Source organism: Pseudalkalibacillus berkeleyi, from assembly GCF_021608225.1.
GTDB classification, from domain to species: Bacteria; Bacillota; Bacilli; order Bacillales; family Fictibacillaceae; genus Pseudalkalibacillus; species Pseudalkalibacillus berkeleyi.
Genome location: NZ_JAKIJS010000001.1, coordinates 1,302,021 through 1,323,301, shown reverse-complemented (window position 1 = coordinate 1,323,301; position 21,281 = coordinate 1,302,021). Strand labels below are relative to the sequence as shown.

Sequence of the window (21,281 nt, the reverse complement as noted above, 5' to 3'; positions counted from 1 at the left end):
CTTTTCGCATAATTAACGTAGTGGAAGTTGAGATTTGTCTGGGATTCACTAATACAGATGGCGTAAAAATAATAAAAAACAGCAACACCTGTGTCAGGTATTGCTGTTTTTTGTAGTCTGATCTCATTGAAAGAATTATTTAATCTTGATGACGATTTTCCCGCGTGCATGGTGTGTTTCACTTAGTGCATGTGCATCTTGAAGGCTTTGTTCGTTGAAATCAAACGTTTCACCAACAATCGGCTTTAATTGTCCTGCAGTATACAATTCTGCTAGCTTTTGAAGCTGTTCTCCATCCGGTTCTAACCATACAAAACCTGCATGGACTTTATGATTTTTTGCCTCTTCTTCATTCGGAGGTTGAACAATTGAGACGAGTTTACCGTCTTCCTTTAAGACTTGATAGCTTTTAGACTGTACTTCACCACCTATTGAATCTAAGACAATATCGAAGTCATGAAGAATGGTTGAGAAATCTGCATGTTTATAGTCAATGATCTCATCTGCTCCAAGGGACTGTAAGAACTCTTTGTTCAACTCACTTGCTGTTGTTGCAACATGTGCTCCAAAGCTCTTTGCAATTTGTATAGCGAAATTACCAACACCGCCAGCACCAGCATGAATGAGCACTTTATCATTTTCTTTGATTTTACCGAAGTCAACGAGACACTGCCAAGCGGTTAAACCAGCAAGTGGAATAGAAGCAGCCTCTTCAAAGCTCATTTCCTCAGGCATCTTTGCAAGTAAATTTTCTTCGACAGGTACAAATTCTGCATAAGTACCTTGATTCGTCGTTGCAGGTCGTGTGAATACCCGGTCTCCCACATCGAATGTAGTTACATTCTTTCCTTTTTGCACGATGACCCCTGCTGCATCCCAACCAAGTATGAGTGGAAATTCGAAAGGTAACATATCTTTCAGATAACCTTCCCTCACCTTCCAATCTATAGGATTAATGGAGGTCGCATGAATTTCGACCAACACTTGATCTTCATTTATTGTTGGTGTTTCGACGTCCTTTTCCTTTAAAGTCTCTTTACCACCATATTGTTCGATCACAATAGCTTTCATAACTTAAAACCTCCTTATGGATTGAAATGATAATACAATTACATCAAGAATCAAAATGTTCTGCTTGGCATGATTCAACGTGTTACAGGGTGTCCTGTATAACATGCCCTATTTTATCCGTTTACCCAAAAAAAGGAAAACGCAGATTTCAGTACCAGGGAGAGGTTCGCACGCACCCTGAAAAAAGGAAAACGCAGATTTCAGTACCAGGGAGAGGTTCGCACGCACCCTAAAAAAAGGAAAACGCAGATTTCAGTACCAGGGAGAGGTTCGCACGTACCCTGAAATAGAGAAACCGCAGATTTTAGTACCCGCACCGGACCAAAAGATAAACTAAGTTGATCTCACCAAAAAAACTGCCTTGCATCAACAATAAGTTGATGACAAGACAGTTTTTAAGGTTTTATCCTTCTAGAAGGAGCGATTCTGGGTCTTCAAGTAGTTCTTTAATTTTCACTAGGAAGCTTACTGCTTCGCTTCCGTCTACGATTCTGTGGTCGTATGATAGTGCGATATACATCATTGGACGGTTTTCCATGCGTTCTTCATCAATTGCTACTGGACGCCATTGAATCTTATGCATACCGAGGATACCGACTTGTGGTGAGTTCAAGATTGGTGAAGACATCAAGGACCCAAATACACCACCGTTTGTGATTGTAAATGTTCCACCTTGCAACTCTTCAATTGTCAACTTCTTAGACTTAACCTTCTTAGACAAGTTCTTGATCTCTTGTTCGATTCCAGCGAAGCTCAGTTTGTCAGCATCACGGACAACAGGTACGACTAGACCTTCCTCTGCACCAACAGCGATACCAATGTCATAAAATTTCTTAAGAAGAATTTCATCACCTTGAATCTCTGCGTTGATACGTGGGAACTTCTTCAATGCAGCGACAACAGCTTTCGTAAAGAATGACATATAGCCAAGCTTAACATCATTTTGTTCTAGGAACTGTTCCTTACGACGCTTACGAAGGTCATTGACTGCAGTCAAGTCTACTTCGTTATATGTTGTAAGCATTGCAGCTGTTTGTTGTGCTTCAACTAAACGTTTTGCAATCGTTTGGCGACGGCGAGACATTTTCACCCGCTCAACTGGTTTTTCGAAATTTTGTTCTGGAGTAGATGAACTTGGTTTGCTACTCTTAGATTCTGATTTCTTAGCTGATTCTTTTTCTGAGTTACCTTGTTCTGCATGTGCTTTCACATCTTCAGAACGGACTCTTCCAAGTGGATCAGTTGCTTTAACTTTGTTTAAATCAACACCTAGCTTCCGTGCTAGTTTGCGTGTTGCAGGTGAAGCAAGTGTACGGTCTGTGTCGTCTTGTTCTTCTTCCTCAGTTTCTTGTGAAGCAGGAGCCTTCTCTTCTTTAGTAGATTTCTCTTCCTTCACTTCTTGTTTAGGTGCCTCTTCCTTGTCGTCTTTGTCAGATGGTGCGCTGCTTCCTTCACCAGCTTCGTCAAGTTTTGCGATTACTTCACCAACCTCAACTGTATCACCAGACTCCTTTAAGAATTCTGTGATGACGCCGTCGTTTTCTGCGCTTACTTCTACGTTGACTTTGTCTGTTTCAAGTTCACATACAGGGTCACCTTTGCTAACTTTATCACCCTTGTTTACTAACCATTCTGATATCGTTCCTTCTGAAATAGACTCTGCAAGTTCTGGTACTTTAATTTCAATCACGATACATTACCTCCTTCAGTTGTCACAGTGTTCGTTTGGTTTAAGTTCAGTGCTTGATTTAAGATGCGTTCTTGTTCTCTTTTGTGAACATCTGGTTCCCCTCCAGCTGGACTGGATCGGTCTGGACGACCAATGTAGGAGATCGTAACGCGGTTTGATGCAATCGATTTGATTCTTGATTCGACATAGAACCAAGCACCCATGTTTTTAGGTTCTTCTTGAACCCAGATTATTTCTTCTAAGTTTTCATATTGCTCTAGTTGCTCAATAATTTCATCTTCAGGGAACGGATAAAGCTGTTCAATGCGCAATACGTCAATCCAATCCCAATTTTGATCACTTGATTCCATCTCAGTTTGGACATCTACCGCAACTTTACCAGTACAAAGGATAAGTCGTTTTACTTTGTCCTTTTTCGTGTCATGATTTGGTTGTCGCATGACTGGCTTGAACTCTCCGTCCGTAAATTCCTTCGGTGTAGAAGCTACACGTGGATTACGGAGTAAACTCTTCGGTGTCATAATCACTAATGGACGAACTTCTTCTTTATCAAGAATTGCAGCTTGCTTTCTTAAAATATGGAAGTATTGCGCTGCACTCGTCAAGTTTGCAACCGTCCAGTTATTTTCAGCAGATAATTGTAAGAAGCGTTCTAATCGAGCACTCGAGTGTTCTGGACCCTGTCCTTCATACCCATGCGGTAATAACAGAACCATTCCGGATTTTTGTCCCCATTTTGCACGACCGGCTGAAATAAACTGATCATAAATGACCTGTGCAGCATTTGCGAAGTCACCATATTGTGCTTCCCAAAGAACCAATGTCTCTGGTGCAATCACATTATACCCGTATTCATAACCGACAACGGATGCCTCAGATAATGGGCTATTGTGAATACCGAATGATGCTTTTGCTTCAGGCAGTTTGTGCAATGGAGAGAACACGTCTCCCGATTGTGGATCATGCAATACTAAGTGACGTTGAGCAAACGTACCACGTTCTGTATCTTGACCTGTAAGTCGGATTGGTGTTCCATCTTTCAAAATACTAGCATAAGCGAGTGTTTCACCCATTGCCCAGTCAACTTTACCGTTTTCTTCTTCAAATACTTTTTTACGTCTATTTAAAATCTTTTCTAATTTTGGATACACATTGAAGTTCTCAGGCCATTTCAATAAACCTTCATTCATTGATTTTAGCTCTTCAAGTGGTAATGCAGTATTGACCTTTGGTAACCCATGAACAATTTGTTCTGGTGTTTCAGCTTCATTAATATCACCGTCGTCTTCTCCACTAGAAACCTGTTCATATTTCTCTTGGAGCATGTCTTGGACTTGTTTGTCCATCTTGTTTGACTGATCTCCATTAATGACGCCATCATTTTGTAAAACTTCAGCATAAAGTTCACGAACAGTTCGGTGTTTGTTTACTTTTTCATAAAGCTTAGGGTTTGTTGCATTTGGATCATCCATTTCATTATGACCATACTTACGATAACCGATCAAATCAATCAAGAAATCTTTCTTAAATTGCATACGATATTGGTAAGCTAAGTGAATGGCAGCAAGACATGCTTCTGGATCATCTGCATTTACGTGTACAATGGGTACTTCAAATCCTTTTGCAAGATCGCTTGCGTACCGAGTAGAACGTGAATCATGGCTTTTCGTTGTAAAACCTAATAGGTTGTTGGCGATAATGTGAATTGAACCGCCTAATTGATAGCCAGGTAATCGACTTAAATTCAATGTTTCAGCGACAATTCCTTCACCAGGGAATGCTGCATCCCCATGAATCATAATTGAAAATGATTTAGAAACGTCTTGTTTTGGATATCCTGCACTCGTTCGATCTTCTTGAGCTGCACGTGTGTAACCTTCTACTACAGGATTTACATATTCAAGATGACTTGGGTTGTTAGCAAGTGTAATCGATGCTGGCTCAGTAGTCCCCTCTTCAATCTCACGGTTTCCACCTAGATGATATTTTACGTCCCCAGTCCATCCATAGTTTATCCCCATTGACCCTTCAGAAGGGAATAACTCCTTATTAGGTGAATGATGAAACTCTGCAAAAATCTTTTCATATGGCTTGTTTAACACGTGTGCGAGTACATTTAATCGGCCACGGTGAGCCATGCCGATCATGACGTTCCGCGCACCATCTTTCACGCCCGACTTAATGATGTCGTCAAGCATAGGGACCATCGAGTCAAGTCCTTCAATAGAAAAACGTTTTTGACCGACAAATGTGCGATGTAAAAACTTTTCAAAACCTTCTACTTCTGTAAGACGCTGTAACAGGTTCACACGATCATCAGAAGATAAAGAGCGATAAATAGAATCTGTCTCTACCATCTCAAATAACCAATTACGTTCTTCATCTTCATGGACATGGTTGAATTCGTATGCTAACGATTTTGTGTAAATTTCCTTTAAACGATTTATCGCTTCCAGACCTGTTCGAATATTACTTGGCGCTTCACTCCATACAACATCTGCTGGAATCGATTGTAAATCTTCTTCAGAAAGTCCGTATTCGTTCGGATCTAGAACACGAGTATCCTTTTGTGCTTTTTCAAGTGGATTAATTTCAGCTGCTAGATGACCATATGTGCGGATGTTTTCAGCTAACTTGACAGCTGCGACCACTTTCTTCATTGAAGATGGATCTTGTTTCACTTCACCAGTAGGAGCATCCTCAAAAGAAGTTGGTGGAGGTCCCCATTTATCAAATAGTTCTTTTAAATTTGGTTCGACCGAATCTGGATCAGTTTTGTATTGTTCATACAATTCGATCGCATAGCCAAGGTTGGGGCCAGAAAATCCCTGCCATGGCTTCTCGTTGCTTGGTCCGTTTGTAGCCATTTCATATACCCTCCTAGTACATATGGTTTAACGCTTTTTTTAGCATTTTTAATTCTCACATTATTAAGTAGAAATGACAGCAATTCCGAAGCTTAATTTACTACTTAGAATTCCTTTAAATACGGTAAACTAAACTTCCTAGACCATATTAACATAACAACGCTTACAATGGTTTAGAAAGAATTCAATTTTTGATATTTTTCGCATTAAACCGACAATTCACATCAAAATTGGAGGCTGTTTAAGTATTTTAACAGCCTCCATGGATATTCTTCGTCTATTCTTTTAACTTTCTATCGCTTATTATTCATCTTTTTTTAATAATCATTCAACTAACTGCACAACGGTTTGGTCCGACTTCCATTTCTTGCTTTTCATCATCATCTGGATTTTTCTGCCCCATATTCGTTTTGCGTATCTCTTCATGACTGTTTGGTTGGGGTGGTAGATTATCGGTAACCATATGGTTGAATGTTTCAGCATCATCAATATTCAATCGTTCGTTCTTTTTATATAGGTCATTTAATTTGGCTTGAACACTACCGTCTTCATTCATCTCATTCATATCTCCAAAGTGTGAAGGCAGAACAATCAAATCCTGTGGCAGTTCTTCGTACCGTTCATATAATGTATTTCTTAAGTCGTCAACCCAAGCATCTGCTTTGCCTGCAAGGTCAGGTCTCCCAATTGACTCTATAAATAAGATGTCACCAGTAAGCAAGAATTGATTATCCACGATTAAACTGGTACTCCCAACGGTATGACCAGGTGAATAAATAGGCTCTATTTTGATATCGCCAATTTGTATGGTTTGATTTTCCTTAAGTGCACTGTACTCAAATTCGAGGCCCTCATCATCTTCAGGTGGAAACCAATAGGATGCATTTGATTTTTTAGAAATGGAATATCCACCAGAAATATGGTCTGCATGCAGGTGAGTATCGATTACAGCTTGAATCGTCCAATTATTCTTTTTGACGAAGTCCAAGTAAACATCCGCCATCCGATTGGAGTCAACGATCGCAACATCGCCATTAGACTCAATTAAATAAGACAAACATCCTTTTCCGATTCGTACAAATTGATAAAGACTGCCCCCCTTGCTTGTTTCACCAATCTTTATAGGTTCAAGATGCTCACTCCAGGCCGTCATTCCGCCTTTGACATGAGTAATATTTTCGACTCCTGCATCTTCTAGCAACTGCACAGCTTGTTTTGACGAGACACCTTTGGCGCACATGACGTAAATCGTTTTATCTTCAGGAAGTTGTTGTTTCACTTCTTCTACTTTATTTTTCAAATCACTAAATGGAATGTTCATACTTCGAATTGATTTACCTTCAACAGACCAGTCTTCGTAATCTTCTTGCTTTCTAACATCTAACAAGAAGACTTCTTCTTTGTCTAAAATTTTCTTTACAAGTTCGTTGACTGTTAATGGTTCCATTGTCGTATCCCCTCCGTTAAATTAGCTAATAATTTGCCTCTATTATATGTGATACCCTAGAGTGTATTATTTATAACATAAATTACGGTTTCTTTAATTGACTGAATAATTAGACTAATATTTGATGGACTAATCTCATTGATTTATATTAGGGATACATAGCAAAATAAAGTATAAGGAGTGAATACTTAAATAGAGAAATTTAATTTCATCAATAACATACGGGAAAGTTTAGAGTCAGCTAAGAAGCTGGCTTTGTCTTCTACATATGAGCAATTAGTGTTTGAAGCTTTTTGCAAGCATACAAGCATTGTAGACATATAATACCCTAAGTGAAATGAATGATATGGGGGTGTATTTGTGAGACAGAATAGCTGGGAACCTGTTGCAACCGCAATAAACCGGAGTCTTTACGGGGAGCTGATGGTTTGCTCAATGAGTACACAACTCTTCTATATTCAAGAAACAGCAAACTTAAAAGGAAATGAACAGATGCATACACACCTTGTGCCTGCCTCCTATCATCGAGTGACCGCTTCTGGTTCAGCACTTAGATTAATGAATGGTGATACAGAGCAATCTATCATTCAAACCTTGGTCGGCTGTTTGAAAAATGCTGAACAAAGAGATAAACAAGTACGAGAAGGTTTGATGACAATGCTCGATGATGCTCCAGATTCTTATCGAACCTTCATTGAGTCGATCATACAATGGCAAGACTATGCGGAAATTCATTTGCAGAATTCGAAAGATGATGCTCAACAGATTACAGAAAAAGAGCTTTGGCTATAGTTTCTTCATTACGCTTTAAATAACAAATTGCTCTTTCCTTTTAATGTTGTAATAGTGAAAATGATTGAAATTAAACAGATGATGGCGAGAGTAATGAAGACAACGTTTACTGATTGTTTTAGCAAAATAGAAACAACTGGTGGACCTAGTGCTACCCCAATAAACCTTGTACTACTATAAATTGAAGTAATCGTTCCCCGTTCTTCTTTATCGATTCCTTCAGTAATCAAGGCATCCAAGCAGGGTAGGCATATACCAATGCCAAGTCCAGTAGCGGACAGGACTATTATTATTGTGGATAAAGAATCCATGAACACCATAGTAATTAGAGAAATTGTGATCAACATATTCCCAAAAAGGATGAGACGTTTCATTAAGTTGGTTTCTTCTCCAATTCTCTTGCCAGTAAAATAAGAAGCAAGACAAAGTATAAGTAATGGTATGGCTAGGTATAACCCTTTCGCAACTCCATTCACTTTGTACGTATCCTCTAGTACAGAGGATAAATAAATGAGAAAACCAAACAATATGAACGTATTGATACCTCCAATAATGAACGTACCAAATAACCAACGTCCATTGCACTTAAATATTTTTCTGGTGAGTTTAATGAAAGTTCTAAAGGGGATTGGCGTACTTTCCCCTTTTGGAGGTTTAACAAGAAAAAAGATTAACAAAATGGAAATCATTGAGAGAATAGGGACTGACCAAAAAGGAATGTACCATGCCCATGTAGCAAGAATTGCACCTAATATAGGACTTAGAACTTTACCGAATGTATTTGATGTTTCAATTAATCCTAAGCCTGAACTAACTTCTTTATCTGTTGTAAAGAGGTCTCCAACTGTAGGGAGTACGACAGGTGATGCTCCAGCAGCGCCTGCACCTTGTAAAAATCGCCCCAAAAGGATCACCATATATGGATCAGCTAAAGATACAGCTGCCCAGCTGCTTATAAGCCCCCCAACCCCTACGAGAAACAAGCTAGGTATAATGACTTTTTTTCTACCAAAATGATCAGATAAATATCCAGCTAAAGGTATTAAGAAAATGGCAACTGCAGAATAGATGGTTATGATCAGACTGGATTGATATGAGGTGATGCCTATTTCTTTTTCAATAATAGGTAGGACAGGAATGAACATGGAGTTTCCTAATGTCATTAATAAAGGGATTGAAGCTAAAGCAAACAGGGCTATGTTTTTATTTTGCATATTATACGCTCCATATGTTCTGTATAGTTGAGGGCAATTTAGAAAAGATGTGTACTCCAAGATTTTTACCAAACTCTTGTGAAATATTCGTTATCAATAATTGGATTATCGGCTTGCCTCCCTTATAATAAGTACATATGGCGTAAAGGGGAAATTGAAAGTGGATTCAAAAGATCTTGAAAAGAAGATAATCGATAATTATCAAAAAGATGAGCATATGATGATTCTTGTATTTGCACAGTGGTGTGTAAATCATGACTTAGATCCACATGCTCTTTATGTAAAAGCGTATCCCAATCAGGCTGCAAATCCTGCATTAATGCAAGCGATAGAATTGACCGTACCAAAAAAAGAATCAGAAGAAATTCCAGACCAAACCTTGCTCGGTGTATTGTCTTTATTCGGCAATGATGATTTGGCATTTATCGTAAATGAAGAAATAGAACAGAGAATGAAGAAGAATTCATAAAAAATCCCAAGTAATGGATAAGTCCATTACTTGGGATCTTTACTTTATACGACTACTTTGATTACAAAACAACTCGGAAAGATCATAAATTAAAGACTTTTTCTATTTCTTTCATTATTTTAAAAGGGCCGTTACTATGGTTAGATGGAATGACGAGTGTAATGCCTTGATCCAGGTAATATGCTGAATGAAAGCTCACGCCTGGATCATATCCCATAAGATGGTATTTATATATTTGCCCTTTTTTCATATTTAGCCAAACACCGTATCCGTAAGACAAATCTTCTCTTACCTCTACATGAGGGGTTAACAATAATTTAGTAAAGTCTTGACTCATAAGCTTGAAGCTTACCAGACCCTCCCAAATTTTGGCCATATCCTCAGTAGTAACAAATGCACCACCATCAGGGCCACCTTGTATAGGTACAGAAAATATATTGCTTCTGTATGACCCATCTTTCTCATCAATATAACCTATAGCTGTATTTTGGGGTAATCGATCTGTCAAAAAGTATCCTGAATCGTTCATATGTAGTTGTTGGAAGATATTTTTTTCAACATAATCTGTGAAACTCATGTCTGCCTTACTTTCAACAATTAGTCCTAATAAGATAAAAGCAGCATTATTGTAATGAAATTTCTCTCCCGGTGTAAACACCATCTCCTTTTGCTGAAACATTGGAAGAAAATCTTTGGTCTTCCTAATTAAGTACATCGGTTGCTGCTTCCACAAATCTTCGTAATTATCCATCACAGCCTCATCAAAATAGTCAGGTATACCTGATGTATGTGTTAATAGATGATGAACAGTAATATCTTTATGAAAATGAGGTAAGTCAATATCTAAGCAATCTTTTAATTTGGTTTCAAAAGACAATGCGCCATTTTCAACTAATTGGCAAATGGAAATTGATGTAAACAATTTACATCCTGAAGCAATTCCGAACTTTGTGTCAGGCTTTATGGGGATTAAATCAGATCGATTAGAATATCCCATTTCATCTTGGTACAGCTGTTCCATTCCTTTCTTTACAAGGACAGCCCCCGAGAAGTTTTCTTCTTTCATTACACTTTCAATTTGACTTAAATCTGAATTTGTCATAATCAATCGTCTCACCTCTTCCCCTAGTAGTTTCAATATCATCCATTCAATTCCTTTATTTGAATTTTATTTGAATTAAAAAAGATTGACCAAATTTTTAAGGTCAATCTCTAGTTATTATTATGTTGATGGTATAGGGGTAGGAGTCGGCTCAAGCCCCTCTTTTTCATATCTTTTTTCTATTTTTTCTCTAATTGTTTTAAGGTCTGTCCCTTTATTGTATTCGTATTTAGCCTCACGGGCTATATCTACACAAATACCTCAGCCAAGACCCATGTTATCTAGAACTGCGACATTGTCATCAACTTGATCGACAAAGCAATCGGTATTACCTTCGTGACCGGCACTATCATAGCAACCACAATAACAAGGTATGTAATCTAATACCTCTGGATGTGATACTGCAAAGTCATACGCTTCAATCGTTGAAGTATCTACACCCATATCTTCGAAGTGTGACCAATCGTTACTGTTCATATCGTGGGTCATTTTGGATGCATGATCATCTTCTCCAGAGCTGCATGCGGCAAGAATTAATACGGAAATCATAAATGTGATTCCTAATTTAAATTTCATGATCTACTCCTCATATGATTTTGTCATATGAGTTCAGTATACAATAAGTCCTCGTCATTTGTTGTTAACGTTTTGTGAATGGGTTATTTCGTATACCGGTTTGCATAACTTGAAGCAACTAAGGATTCGGGCTTGATCTTTGCTTCAATGCCATGTGCTTCAATTCGAGCGACCATTTCAGTAACAAATTCACGGGTTTTGTTTTGTTTCCCTTTTCCTATGTCAAGATGTCCTTCCATTGTAAAGCTAGATCCTTTATATACATGAGGAAGAACGATATGAATGAATTCGTTTTTCAATGACTCATCGAAAAGAGAGGCCACCTCTTCTGTTAATGAAGTCTCATAGGAGATTTTCTGGTGGAGATTGCGAATCGGTTCGGGGTATTTGATTTTTCGGTAACATGCCCACGCGCCTTTCCCTACTCTTTGGATGACAAGGCCTGTAATGAAGATCGTTTCATTTTGATAAACATGAGAATCGGTCCCTATCATTAATTTATAATTGCCCATGGGCTCTTTCCTCATGAACGTTAGCATATGTTTACGAACTTCTTCAAAGGTAAGATGAGTATAGGTAAGGTTTCTGAATGCCATTGGTTGTTCCGCAAAGAAATAATGGTTCACCATAAGTCCCTATCTCCTTTTTTCTTTTCTTGTCCATAAATTACCCGATAAATACTTTTATTATAAAAATCATATGAAGTACCAATCGATAGAATGCATTGTTTTTGAATGAATCACTATTATCATATTCAGGAAGTTGCGATTTAGTGTAGGTAAGTGTCTTGAATAAAAGATTAATACTTATATAAAAAAAGAACCCCCATTTGTTTGGAGGTTCAAAACGTGTAACGGTCTATGCAACATTAGCTTATATTCAATGGGTAAAAAAGGTCTTTAGAAAGTTTCTTAATTTCTTTTGTATGCCTACTTGGGTAAGCAATGATAACACATGTTGAAGGTCCGGCAGATTTAAGAAGGTCCAATTTAGACTCAATCTGTTTAACGTCACTACCAATCATTTGGTTTAGTTCGGTCAATATTCCTTTTGAACCGACTGGCCACATGTAGACTTTTTCTAAGGTACTAATGGTTTGGATCACTGATAGAGGTGCAATTTGTTCTTTATACTCAGTTACCTCTTGACCGACTAGTGGTTCACCGATGACGGCAAATTGATAGTCAGGTTCTAAACTTGGTATTCTTATGTTTGGTGCCTTGCTTCTTGCAATTAAAACTAATCCTATAGCGGATTGCTTCAAGTGATAGTTACTTTCTGAACTACCGTTAATTGGAACATAATCTAAACCTATCTCTGATAATCCGGTCTTTACTCCACTTACAAGCTTGTCCCAATGTTCTTCACCACAGTAATTATGGAGCAAAATAGACTTCGGTACACCTCTTGTTGCCATACACTCAACAACTGCCACTCGATAGGCGTAATAACTAAGGAGATCATAGGATACGTTTATGAAGTCTTGCTCCTTTTCTCCGATTCCCCCACTATTATCATTCGTAATGATTAAGTAGTCATCATTGGATAGGTGCTCGACTATTGCATTTCTCATCCTGCACGTCCTTTTACAATTGGAAAACTCATATAAGATTGAAGTCTTGGTGTTATAAGTGCTGCTATACAAACATTAACTGCAGTTGCAACGAGTATAGATGGTACAATCGCGGTATAGAAAGAAACACCAATCAAAAATAAGAAAGGAAGTGGTGCAAGAAATACATTTCCAAAGAAGAAACTGCCACTCGCTAGTATCTTGTTTCCATTTCGGTATAGTACACTGAATAAATAGACGAGAATCGCCATTTCTAATGCGACGACGATATGCATAGGACCAAGAGGCATCCCTACAAATAATGCAGATAACAAATGTCCACATGCTGCGACGACTGCCCCTGGGATATTACCGATGAGTGCACCAGCAACCAAAGCTGGAAATGAATCTAAAGCAATGCTTCCAACAACTGCTGGTATTTTTATGGACGCGCCTATTACAGAAAGCGCAATAAATAATGCCAAATAACTGAGGCGTTTACTATTCACTGGATTGATCACCCTTTTTGTTTCCGAAAACCTTTGCACTCCGAATGTATTCAACATCTTTCACTTTCAATCTGAAATTAATGACTCTTCCTAATGCGAAGAAATAATCAGAAAGTCGATTGAGATAAGACAGTACCTCTTCAGAAATTCCAGGCTCTTCTCGGCGCAATTTAACGACAAGTCTTTCTGCTCTTCTCGTAATTGTTCTTGCAATGTGAGTAGATGCAGCTGACTTCGATCCACCAGGTAAAATAAATCGTTCTAGTTCAGGGGCTTCATCGACGTATTGATCAATCTTCTCTTCTAAATATTTAACCGCTTCAAGGGATAGTTTATTTTGTTTGTTTTTCTTGATGTTAGAAAGGTCACCACCACAATCAAATAACTCATGCTGAATTTTCTCTAAGTCTATTAGAACATCTTTAAATATACTATGCTCTAATTCTGCTATTATTTGACCGACAAAGCAGTTAACTTCATCAATGGTTCCGTATGCTTCAACGCGCAAGTCATCTTTTTCTACTCGTCCTCCAATTAAGCTTGTTTGCCCTTTATCACCTGTTCTCGTATAGATTTTCATATTATCCCTCCATTATTTCATTTGTTGTCTCATGCCGTACCAAATGATATCCATCTTGTCAGCCCTACTTGCAATGTCTTGATAGAACCAGCCAGTTCTATCTCGCCAAATGCGGTCAATAGATGAGACAGGTACGATTCCTTTTGTAATATCTGATCCAATGACGATCAACTGGTTATTACGATCCTGTTCCCAGGAAAGCCAGTTTAATAGCATTGTATTGCAACGCTCTTTCGTATTTTCATCGTTTTTAACTAAGTCTTGAATCCATATTTCAATACCTTCTAGGATCACTAATGAAGAACTATGCTCATATAAATCTATAGGGATTGGATGATCCTTATAAGCAGAAATCCAGCAATAGTCATTATTATTTAATAGTTGATACGTTTCTGTGACCCACGACCTTTTTCCGTTGAAGGCACCTCCTGTAACGAAATGCATTTTTCACCCCTCCTCAAGTGCTCTTTCGTAAATCGAAGTTCGTAACCTGCACCATAAGGAATTTTCCAGTCCCAAAAATCCTTAGGTTCAGGCGCAAATTCAGCTAATAGCGATCGAATAACCCCACCATGCGTTATGATTGCGATTCGATTACCTGTACTTTGTTGCATACATTTATGCCATCCTACTTGAATGCGAGAGCGAAAATCTGCTAAATGTTCACCATTTGGTGGTGCAGTCATTTCAAAATTATTTAACCATCGTTGGTAGTGCATATCCCCTTTTAAACCTTCGTATGTGCATCTTTCCCAGTCTCCAAAGTTCAATTCTCTAAATTCTGGTACCAATGTAGGAACCACCCGAGGAAATAATAGATGTGAAGTTTGGATACATCGTTGAAGATCACTCGTGTAATAGTGATCAAAACGATTGGGATATGGAGAAATTCGTTGTTCTTCAGTCTTACAGATGCTTGAATCACTCCAACCTAAATACACTCTTCTTTTATTGTCTTCTGTTATCCCATGACGAAATAATGCAACAACCATAGTGTCATCCATAGTATTAATTCAACTCCCTCAATAGAGGCTCCTAACACATCTCCTGTCATGCCCTTAAACCAATGAACGCTCTTTATTCGAAAGAAATGATAGCTCAAAATTGTTATGATCGTTAAAGTAATGATTGGAATGAAGGCATGGTCAACGATTACATTAAGCCCCAACGATATGAGTAAAAAATAAACAGGATAAAGCCAAAGATTGTTTCCGTTAATAGCTTGGTGAAACAAATAGGCAAGCCCTTCTTCTTTCGCAGGTTTTACTGAAAGAAGTAAGTAACCCATCATACTTTTACTCAGAAATGGGATCAGTAGAATAGCAAACCAGAGTTGGTACGAAGACAAAGCGATCAGCTCATATATGAAGAAGAACTTTGCTGACAACAAAATAATGACTGATAAAACTCCAAATGCCCCTGTCCGTGGATCTTTCATAATTTCTAATCGTTTCTCTTCATCTTGATAAGAGAAATAAGCATCACTCATATCCATCCAACCGTCCAAATGTATGCCACCTGTAAAAATGATGGTGTAAAGCCAAATAAAGAAAGCAATCGCAAGCGTAGAAAAGGGTGACCACTCTACCAGTATCATTAAGAACAATAAATAGCTGATGCCTTGCAACAAACCCAAAATAGGAAATGTTTTGACCGAACTTTCTAAATGGTTTCTGTCCATTGGTAGTTCCATCTTAAGTGGGATTACTGTGAAAAATTGGATATTAATCAGGAGACCTTTTAAATAATTCATCACTCACCCCTCCCACTTTTCCACCAATTCTCTTAAACGCTTCCAATCTAAATGCTTATTAACAACCTCTGCTAGCTTGTCATATTTTTGACCCTTTATTTCTGATGGATTGACAATTCGTCTAGGTTGCAATCCTTTTCGCATTCTGAGTTGATTTAACCACTCATTTCTCCACGTATCATTATGAAATACATGATGTAGATATGTTCCAATGATTCTTCCACCATCTATGTAACAGCCATCAAATTGATCTTCCGTCACTTTCAAAAACGCTTGGATCTCAGGTGGTAAGATTGTCTTACCGAGATGAATTTCATAACCATTCAACGTGAGAGGAGAATAAGGAATATTGGGATGAAGGGAACCTTTTACTCGAATGGTTTTCTTGCTCTCGTGAAATTCTGTATAGCCTTGAACGATCTTCAACCCGTCTATTTGAGTTCCTTTATGACCTGTATCGGTTCCTTTTGCATCTATGATTTTTTGACCGAGCATTTGATAGCCTCCACATATACCAAAAAGGACTCCACCCTCTTCTGCATACTGTTGAATGACAGTATTAAGATTTATATTCTTTAAGTGCTGTAAATCATGGATTGTACTTTTCGTTCCAGGAATAATGACTGCATCCGGGTTACCAAACTCAGAAACCTGTTTTACCCATCGAATTGAAACATCTTCTTCGAAAGTGAATGGATGGATGTCACTGTAATTAGATATGTATGGTAAGTGTATGACGGCTATATCTAGAGGAGCACCCTTCCTAACGTGTTGCTGAATAGGCAGAGCATCCTCCTCTTCAATGCCATGATCGTCTATAAATGGAATGACGCCAAGAACAGGTAAATGTGTTCTTTCTTCTATCCAATGTACACCTTCTTTAAACCATTCAGGATTTCCACGAAACTTATTGATGATAACACCTTGCACTCTCTTCCGTTCTGAAGGGTCCATCAATTCCAACGTGCCAATAATATTTGCAAATACTCCGCCACGATCAATATCAGCGACGAGGAGGACGGGAACATTAGCAATCTCTGCAACTTTCATATTCGCAAGGTCCCTTTGCTTTAGATTCATTTCAACAGGACTACCTGCACCTTCAATCACGGTTAAATCATAAGTTTGTGAAAGTTGATCTAATGCATTCTCTATGACCCCAAGCCCTTTTTGATAAAAATTTTCTTGATACATGTTTCCAGGTAATGTTTTCAACACTTTACCATGAAGGACAATTTCCGTACTTTGATTAGCTTGAGGTTTTAATAGAATGGGATTCATCCAAACCGTCGCATCGGTTTTTGCAGCCTCAGCTTGGATGCCTTGTGCCCTTCCGATTTCTTCACCACTACTTGTCACATACGAGTTATTGGACATATTTTGCGACTTAAAAGGTGCAACCTTAACCCCATCGTTCACAAAAAGACGACATAATGCTGTTGTTATTAAACTTTTTCCAACATCAGATGCAGTTCCTTGGATCATAATGCCTTTCATAGAGAGTCTCCTTTCATTTTGATAGGAGTACCAAATTCTACACGAAAAGCGTAAGAAGCCTGCTTTACAATACGTTGATGCAGCCTACCTAATAATTTCTTGTAGGGTAAAACGAGTTTAGTATCATAAGTCGTATCAAAGAACACTTCATTAGAAACTACAATTAATGTGTGGCATTTGTGCTGTAATCTTTCAATACTCGTAAAAATACGATTTTCAATGCAATCAACTGTTTCGCCTGTGTTTAAAAAGAATTCATTGTTCACGAGTGTTGTCAAACAGTCAAGTAGTAGAACATCTCTATGATTAAAATGAGGTGCCAGTTCACCAATTCCGTCCGCTTTCTCCCAAGTTATCCACTTCTTATTTTGTGTTAATCGTTGATCCTTGTGCATTTTAATACGTTCCTCCATTTCCTGATCGGATGGAACGCCTGTAGCGATATAGTGTAGGTGGCTATTGGTTTCATCAGCGATTTGAATTGACAAGTTTTCAGCGTAGGAACTTTTACCGCTTCTTACGCCACCCGAGATGAATACAAGTGTTGGTGTAGTCAACACCAAGCCCCCTTTCATTAGAACAAGCAAAAGAAGTGTGTACACCCTTCTTTGAAGTGTTAATGTCCTTTTCCTACTCTTCTACGATAATGACCAATTGCTTCTGTAGTACAATGATAAACGGCTTGCCCTACTAACTTTCCTAGGGGTGTAATCGTACCTGCAAATTCAATATCTTCGCCACTTTGGGTAGCAGCGACTAATATACTATCCGTTGCTGTTCCAGTTGCAAAAGAGTTTGTAACTGGATCTTTCACATTTTGATCGTGAAGCACTTTTGACTTTACTTCTGTAGCGGTCATCATGCATTGAATGAACGCTTCCTCCGTCATATTTCCATTCACGAAAATCCAAGTATTTATCGTACCGGGTTGCATGTCAAAATTATGTTGATGGCTTTTGGAGGCATCAATGGCATGCCCTACACCAGCAGTAACGACAACGAAAATAGAAAGTTCATCATCCTTTAAATGTTGGAAGGAAGCATCTTCAAGGTGAACGGCAGTCATCATACCAACACAATCGGATGGCTCATACCCTTCTTGAATCAAGTAATTCTGCATTTCCTCGCGGTGATTACTGCACTCATAATCTAGACCGACTCTTCGATTAATAAAGACTTTGTGCCAACCACTTCCCGATCCTACTACTCCTGATGACAATGTCTTTAACGGATAAACCGTTTCTAACACTATTTTATCTTCTAATATCTTCATAAAGGATGATTGAACAACTTCAGTGTTTCCTTCGTTGTCATTACTTTCAGGTAACAGCATCATTTGTGGAGCCGGTACATTTGGATGGGGTTGTTTCTTAATTTTTGTTTTGTATACGGACTGGATCCGTTCTTCACGCAGAACTTCATTTGGTTTATGTTGGATGTTAATTTTCCCTTTATCTAAAAGCAATAATTGATCGCAATATAAGCCCGCTAAATTCAAATCGTGAAAGATAGAAATAACGGTTAACCCATTTTCTCTTGTCCATAATTTCAACACATCAAGTAACTCTTTCTGATAGGAAAGGTCAAGATGGTTTGTTGGTTCGTCCAATAGGAGAATTTCAGGCTCTTGGGCGAGTGCTTGAGCCAGAAATACTCTTTGCTTCTCCCCACCAGAAAGCGTTTGAATATCCTTCTTTTGAAAAGAGTCAACTCCGGTCTGTTTCATTACTCGCTGAACAATTTCTTCGTCTTCTTCCGACCATGTTTGAAACCATCCAGATTGATGCGCATACCTTCCAAGGGAAACGGTATCTTTGACCGTATAGGAGAAACTTTGGCTAGCATGCTGTGGAAGAACTGCAATGATCTTCGCGAGCTCTTTCGTTGAATAGCTTTCTAGTAATCTTCCCTTTATTGTGACTGAGCCTTGTTCAAAAGGCAGGATGCCGCTTATCATTTTCAGCACAGTTGTTTTCCCACTACCATTTGGACCTAAGATACCGTACAATTCTCCTTTTCTTACTTTAAATGCAAGATCAGAAACAATTGGAAGCTTACCATATCCACCTGTCAGGTTTTGTACATTGATCACAGTTAATCACTTCTTTCTGATCGACTCTTCATGAGAATGAGCGCAAATATCGGTGCGCCAATAAGTGCAGTGATGACGCCTATAGGTAGCTCGGTTGGTGAAATGATCGTCCTCGCAACAAGATCCGCAAGAACAAGAAATCCACTACCGGTCAAAATAGATAATGGGAGTAAATGTATATGATTTGGCCCCCAAAGTAAACGCGTTAGATGTGGGATCACTAGCCCTACAAATGCAATTGTCCCTGATACGGCAACAGCAGAACCTGTTAATATGGAACCTGCAGTTAATACGAGCATTTTTCTTCTGTGGACGTTGACACCTAGGTGATGTGCTTTCTCTTCACCAAATGACATCGCGTTAAGTTCTTTAGCATTGAATAATAAGATCGCGGATCCAATGAGCAAGAATGGCATAATAATTTTGATATAAACCCAACCCCTCATCGAAACACTTCCGAGAAGCCAACCAATTATTTGTCTGAGTTCATCACCAGTTAGCGCAATCATTAATGAAATAATTGCACTTAGAAATGAGCTGAAAATGATCCCGGTCAGAATGATCGTCTCCACTCTCATTGACTTTTCAATCTTTCGAGCAAAATTAAGTACGATGAAGATGGTTACAAATGAAAATAGTATGCTCATTAATGGCAATGTGAATGAGCCGACAAACGGAATGGATAATTGGAAGAATAATGTTATGACAGCTCCTACAGAAGCCCCTGATGAAACACCCAGCGTATAAGGGTCAGCTAGCGGATTACGTAATAAGCCTTGGAAAGCAGCTCCTGCAATAGCGAGAGCTGCTCCAACGAGACTTGCTAGGATGACCCTTGGTAAACGAACATTGAGAACAATATTCGTATGCATAGGGTCAACTGAATTCATATTAATAATTGGAAGTATTTCATGACCTACAATGAGGATTGTACTCATAAACGGCACTTGGACCGTACCGATCGATATGCCGAGTAATAAACTGAGTAGTAGAAACAGCGTACTTATTCCATAAGCAAAACTACGATTATTCGCTAAATACTTCAGGATAGACGGCTTTCGCAAGCTGCTCTACTCCTTCTACTAGTCTTGGACCAGATCGAGTCACTAAGTCAGAATGTACATCATGTACTTGGTCACTTTCTACTGCTGTAACCTTGCTCCATCCTTCTCTATTTAACACTTGTTGCTTTGGATTCTCAGTGTAGTACCCGTAAGTCGTAATAATGACATCCGGATTCTTATCAATAATCGTTTCTTGATCAATTTTCGCCCATCCATCAATGTCTGCTGAAGCATTTATTGCATTTATGATTTGTAGCATTTCATGCATGAATGTATTTTTACCTGGTGTATAAATCTCAGGTTCAGGTGAAACTTCGACGAAGACTGACTTTTGTTCGTCTACCTCAGCAACCTTCTTTTTTACTTCCTCAACTTGTTTTTTCATGTCATTGATTGTTTCAGAAGCCTTATCAGCTTTACCGGTTGCTTTCCCTATCATGGTTATTGAATCATACACTTCTTCGAAATTAGCTGCCTCGTTCACCACAATGACTGCAATCCCCGAGTCTCTCAACTGTTGAAGTGCCTCAGATGCAAGTTGAGCCCCGGACTCGTGCGCGAGTACAAGGTCAGGATTTAATGAGATTATTTTCTCAACGTTAATTTCTTGACCGCCGACTTTTTCCTTGTCGCTGACTTCCTTTGGGTAATTGTCAAAATCAGATACACCAACAATTTCTTTCTCTAGACCTAGTTCGTAGATAACTTCTGTGTTACTTGGGATGAGAGATACGATTCTTTTAGGTGTTTCTTCTATCGTCACCTCATGATCAAGAGCATCGGTAATGGTTACGGGAAAAGCATTTTCATCAGTTGGTTGCGCTGACTGATCGCTCGATTGGTTTTCTTCCTGTTTGGCTGATTGGTCGCTACAACCGGCAAGTCCACTAATTGTTAATAAAACTGCGAAGAGTAAAGATAATAATTTTTTCATCAAAAAAGCCTCCTGATTGAATAATAGAAACGTTTGATACATTGAAGCAAATAAAAAACATCTCCACGATAG

21 protein-coding genes are annotated in these 21,281 nt (G+C 38.6%); 2 read left to right on the top strand and 19 right to left on the bottom strand.

What is annotated here, in order from left to right:
• Positions 1-135 precede the first annotated feature (135 nt).
• The 4 genes from L2716_RS07075 to L2716_RS07060 all read right to left on the bottom strand — a co-directional run bounded on the left by L2716_RS07075 (position 136) and on the right by L2716_RS07060 (position 7,075).
• Positions 136-1,071: an NADP-dependent oxidoreductase gene (locus L2716_RS07075; RefSeq protein WP_236333127.1), complete on the bottom strand. Its 936-nt coding sequence runs from the start codon at positions 1,069-1,071 to the stop codon at positions 136-138.
• A gap of 403 nt (positions 1,072-1,474) precedes the next feature.
• Entirely contained in the window at positions 1,475-2,761 is a 1,287-nt protein-coding gene (odhB, locus tag L2716_RS07070) for a 2-oxoglutarate dehydrogenase complex dihydrolipoyllysine-residue succinyltransferase (protein ID WP_236333125.1), read from the bottom strand.
• The gene (locus L2716_RS07065) at positions 2,758-5,628 is read right to left on the bottom strand and encodes a 2-oxoglutarate dehydrogenase E1 component (protein ID WP_236333123.1); all 2,871 of its coding nucleotides are present in this window, start codon (positions 5,626-5,628) and stop codon (positions 2,758-2,760) included. The genes odhB and L2716_RS07065 overlap by 4 nt, the downstream gene beginning before the upstream one ends.
• Before the next feature lie 328 nt (positions 5,629-5,956).
• Positions 5,957-7,075, bottom strand: coding sequence for an MBL fold metallo-hydrolase (locus tag L2716_RS07060; protein ID WP_236333121.1), 1,119 nt, complete (start codon positions 7,073-7,075; stop codon positions 5,957-5,959).
• A 360-nt stretch (positions 7,076-7,435) separates the two neighbouring features.
• On the opposite strand from L2716_RS07060, the gene L2716_RS07055 reads away from it, so the two are divergent.
• A complete protein-coding gene (locus L2716_RS07055) occupies positions 7,436-7,867 on the top strand; it encodes a hypothetical protein (protein ID WP_236333119.1) in 432 nt (143 codons plus the stop codon).
• Between the two features lie 8 nt (positions 7,868-7,875).
• Here the strand turns inward: L2716_RS07055 and L2716_RS07050 are convergent, their stop codons facing one another.
• Positions 7,876-9,081: an MFS transporter gene (locus L2716_RS07050; protein WP_236333117.1), complete on the bottom strand. Its 1,206-nt coding sequence runs from the start codon at positions 9,079-9,081 to the stop codon at positions 7,876-7,878.
• Positions 9,082-9,241: 160 nt separating this feature from the next.
• Between L2716_RS07050 and L2716_RS07045 the strand changes: the two genes are divergently transcribed.
• Complete coding sequence (locus L2716_RS07045) at positions 9,242-9,550, top strand: hypothetical protein (RefSeq protein WP_236333115.1); 309 nt, start codon at positions 9,242-9,244, stop codon at positions 9,548-9,550.
• Positions 9,551-9,632: 82 nt separating this feature from the next.
• Here L2716_RS07045 and L2716_RS07040 read toward each other — a convergent pair whose 3' ends face one another.
• The 14 genes from L2716_RS07040 to L2716_RS06975 form a co-directional block, all read right to left on the bottom strand.
• Positions 9,633-10,652: a serine hydrolase domain-containing protein gene (locus tag L2716_RS07040; RefSeq protein ID WP_236333113.1), complete on the bottom strand. Its 1,020-nt coding sequence runs from the start codon at positions 10,650-10,652 to the stop codon at positions 9,633-9,635.
• A gap of 120 nt (positions 10,653-10,772) precedes the next feature.
• Positions 10,773-11,228: a PCYCGC motif-containing (lipo)protein gene (locus L2716_RS07035; RefSeq protein WP_408005293.1), complete on the bottom strand. Its 456-nt coding sequence runs from the start codon at positions 11,226-11,228 to the stop codon at positions 10,773-10,775.
• Positions 11,229-11,311: 83 nt separating this feature from the next.
• Complete coding sequence (locus L2716_RS07030; RefSeq protein ID WP_236333111.1) at positions 11,312-11,857, bottom strand: ribonuclease H-like YkuK family protein; 546 nt, start codon at positions 11,855-11,857, stop codon at positions 11,312-11,314.
• 239 nt (positions 11,858-12,096) lie between these two features.
• Complete coding sequence (locus L2716_RS07025; RefSeq protein WP_236333109.1) at positions 12,097-12,801, bottom strand: ATP-binding protein; 705 nt, start codon at positions 12,799-12,801, stop codon at positions 12,097-12,099.
• Positions 12,798-13,289: an ECF transporter S component gene (locus tag L2716_RS07020; RefSeq protein WP_236333107.1), complete on the bottom strand. Its 492-nt coding sequence runs from the start codon at positions 13,287-13,289 to the stop codon at positions 12,798-12,800. The genes L2716_RS07025 and L2716_RS07020 overlap by 4 nt, the downstream gene beginning before the upstream one ends.
• Positions 13,282-13,869, bottom strand: coding sequence for a cob(I)yrinic acid a,c-diamide adenosyltransferase (locus L2716_RS07015; protein WP_236333105.1), 588 nt, complete (start codon positions 13,867-13,869; stop codon positions 13,282-13,284). The genes L2716_RS07020 and L2716_RS07015 overlap by 8 nt, the downstream gene beginning before the upstream one ends.
• 12 nt (positions 13,870-13,881) lie before the next feature.
• Positions 13,882-14,313 (bottom strand): bifunctional adenosylcobinamide kinase/adenosylcobinamide-phosphate guanylyltransferase, encoded by a 432-nt coding sequence (locus L2716_RS07010; protein WP_236333103.1) that lies wholly within the window; start codon positions 14,311-14,313, stop codon positions 13,882-13,884.
• Positions 14,244-14,873: a histidine phosphatase family protein gene (locus L2716_RS07005; protein WP_236333101.1), complete on the bottom strand. Its 630-nt coding sequence runs from the start codon at positions 14,871-14,873 to the stop codon at positions 14,244-14,246. The genes L2716_RS07010 and L2716_RS07005 overlap by 70 nt, the downstream gene beginning before the upstream one ends.
• A complete protein-coding gene (gene cobS / locus L2716_RS07000) occupies positions 14,831-15,622 on the bottom strand; it encodes an adenosylcobinamide-GDP ribazoletransferase (RefSeq protein ID WP_236333099.1) in 792 nt (263 codons plus the stop codon). Before cobS ends, L2716_RS07005 begins: the two co-directional genes overlap by 43 nt.
• Positions 15,623-15,625: 3 nt before the next feature.
• Positions 15,626-17,119 (bottom strand): cobyric acid synthase, encoded by a 1,494-nt coding sequence (locus tag L2716_RS06995; protein ID WP_236333097.1) that lies wholly within the window; start codon positions 17,117-17,119, stop codon positions 15,626-15,628.
• Positions 17,116-17,676: a bifunctional adenosylcobinamide kinase/adenosylcobinamide-phosphate guanylyltransferase gene (locus tag L2716_RS06990; protein ID WP_236333096.1), complete on the bottom strand. Its 561-nt coding sequence runs from the start codon at positions 17,674-17,676 to the stop codon at positions 17,116-17,118. The genes L2716_RS06995 and L2716_RS06990 overlap by 4 nt, the downstream gene beginning before the upstream one ends.
• A gap of 59 nt (positions 17,677-17,735) precedes the next feature.
• The gene (locus L2716_RS06985; RefSeq protein ID WP_236333094.1) at positions 17,736-19,211 is read right to left on the bottom strand and encodes an adenosylcobinamide amidohydrolase; all 1,476 of its coding nucleotides are present in this window, start codon (positions 19,209-19,211) and stop codon (positions 17,736-17,738) included.
• A 2-nt stretch (positions 19,212-19,213) separates the two neighbouring features.
• Positions 19,214-20,275 carry a FecCD family ABC transporter permease gene (locus L2716_RS06980; protein ID WP_236333092.1) on the bottom strand — a complete coding sequence of 354 codons (1,062 nt, stop codon included), beginning with the start codon at positions 20,273-20,275 and terminating at the stop codon, positions 19,214-19,216.
• Positions 20,238-21,209: an ABC transporter substrate-binding protein gene (locus L2716_RS06975; protein WP_236333090.1), complete on the bottom strand. Its 972-nt coding sequence runs from the start codon at positions 21,207-21,209 to the stop codon at positions 20,238-20,240. Before L2716_RS06975 ends, L2716_RS06980 begins: the two co-directional genes overlap by 38 nt.
• Positions 21,210-21,281: the final 72 nt, after the last annotated feature.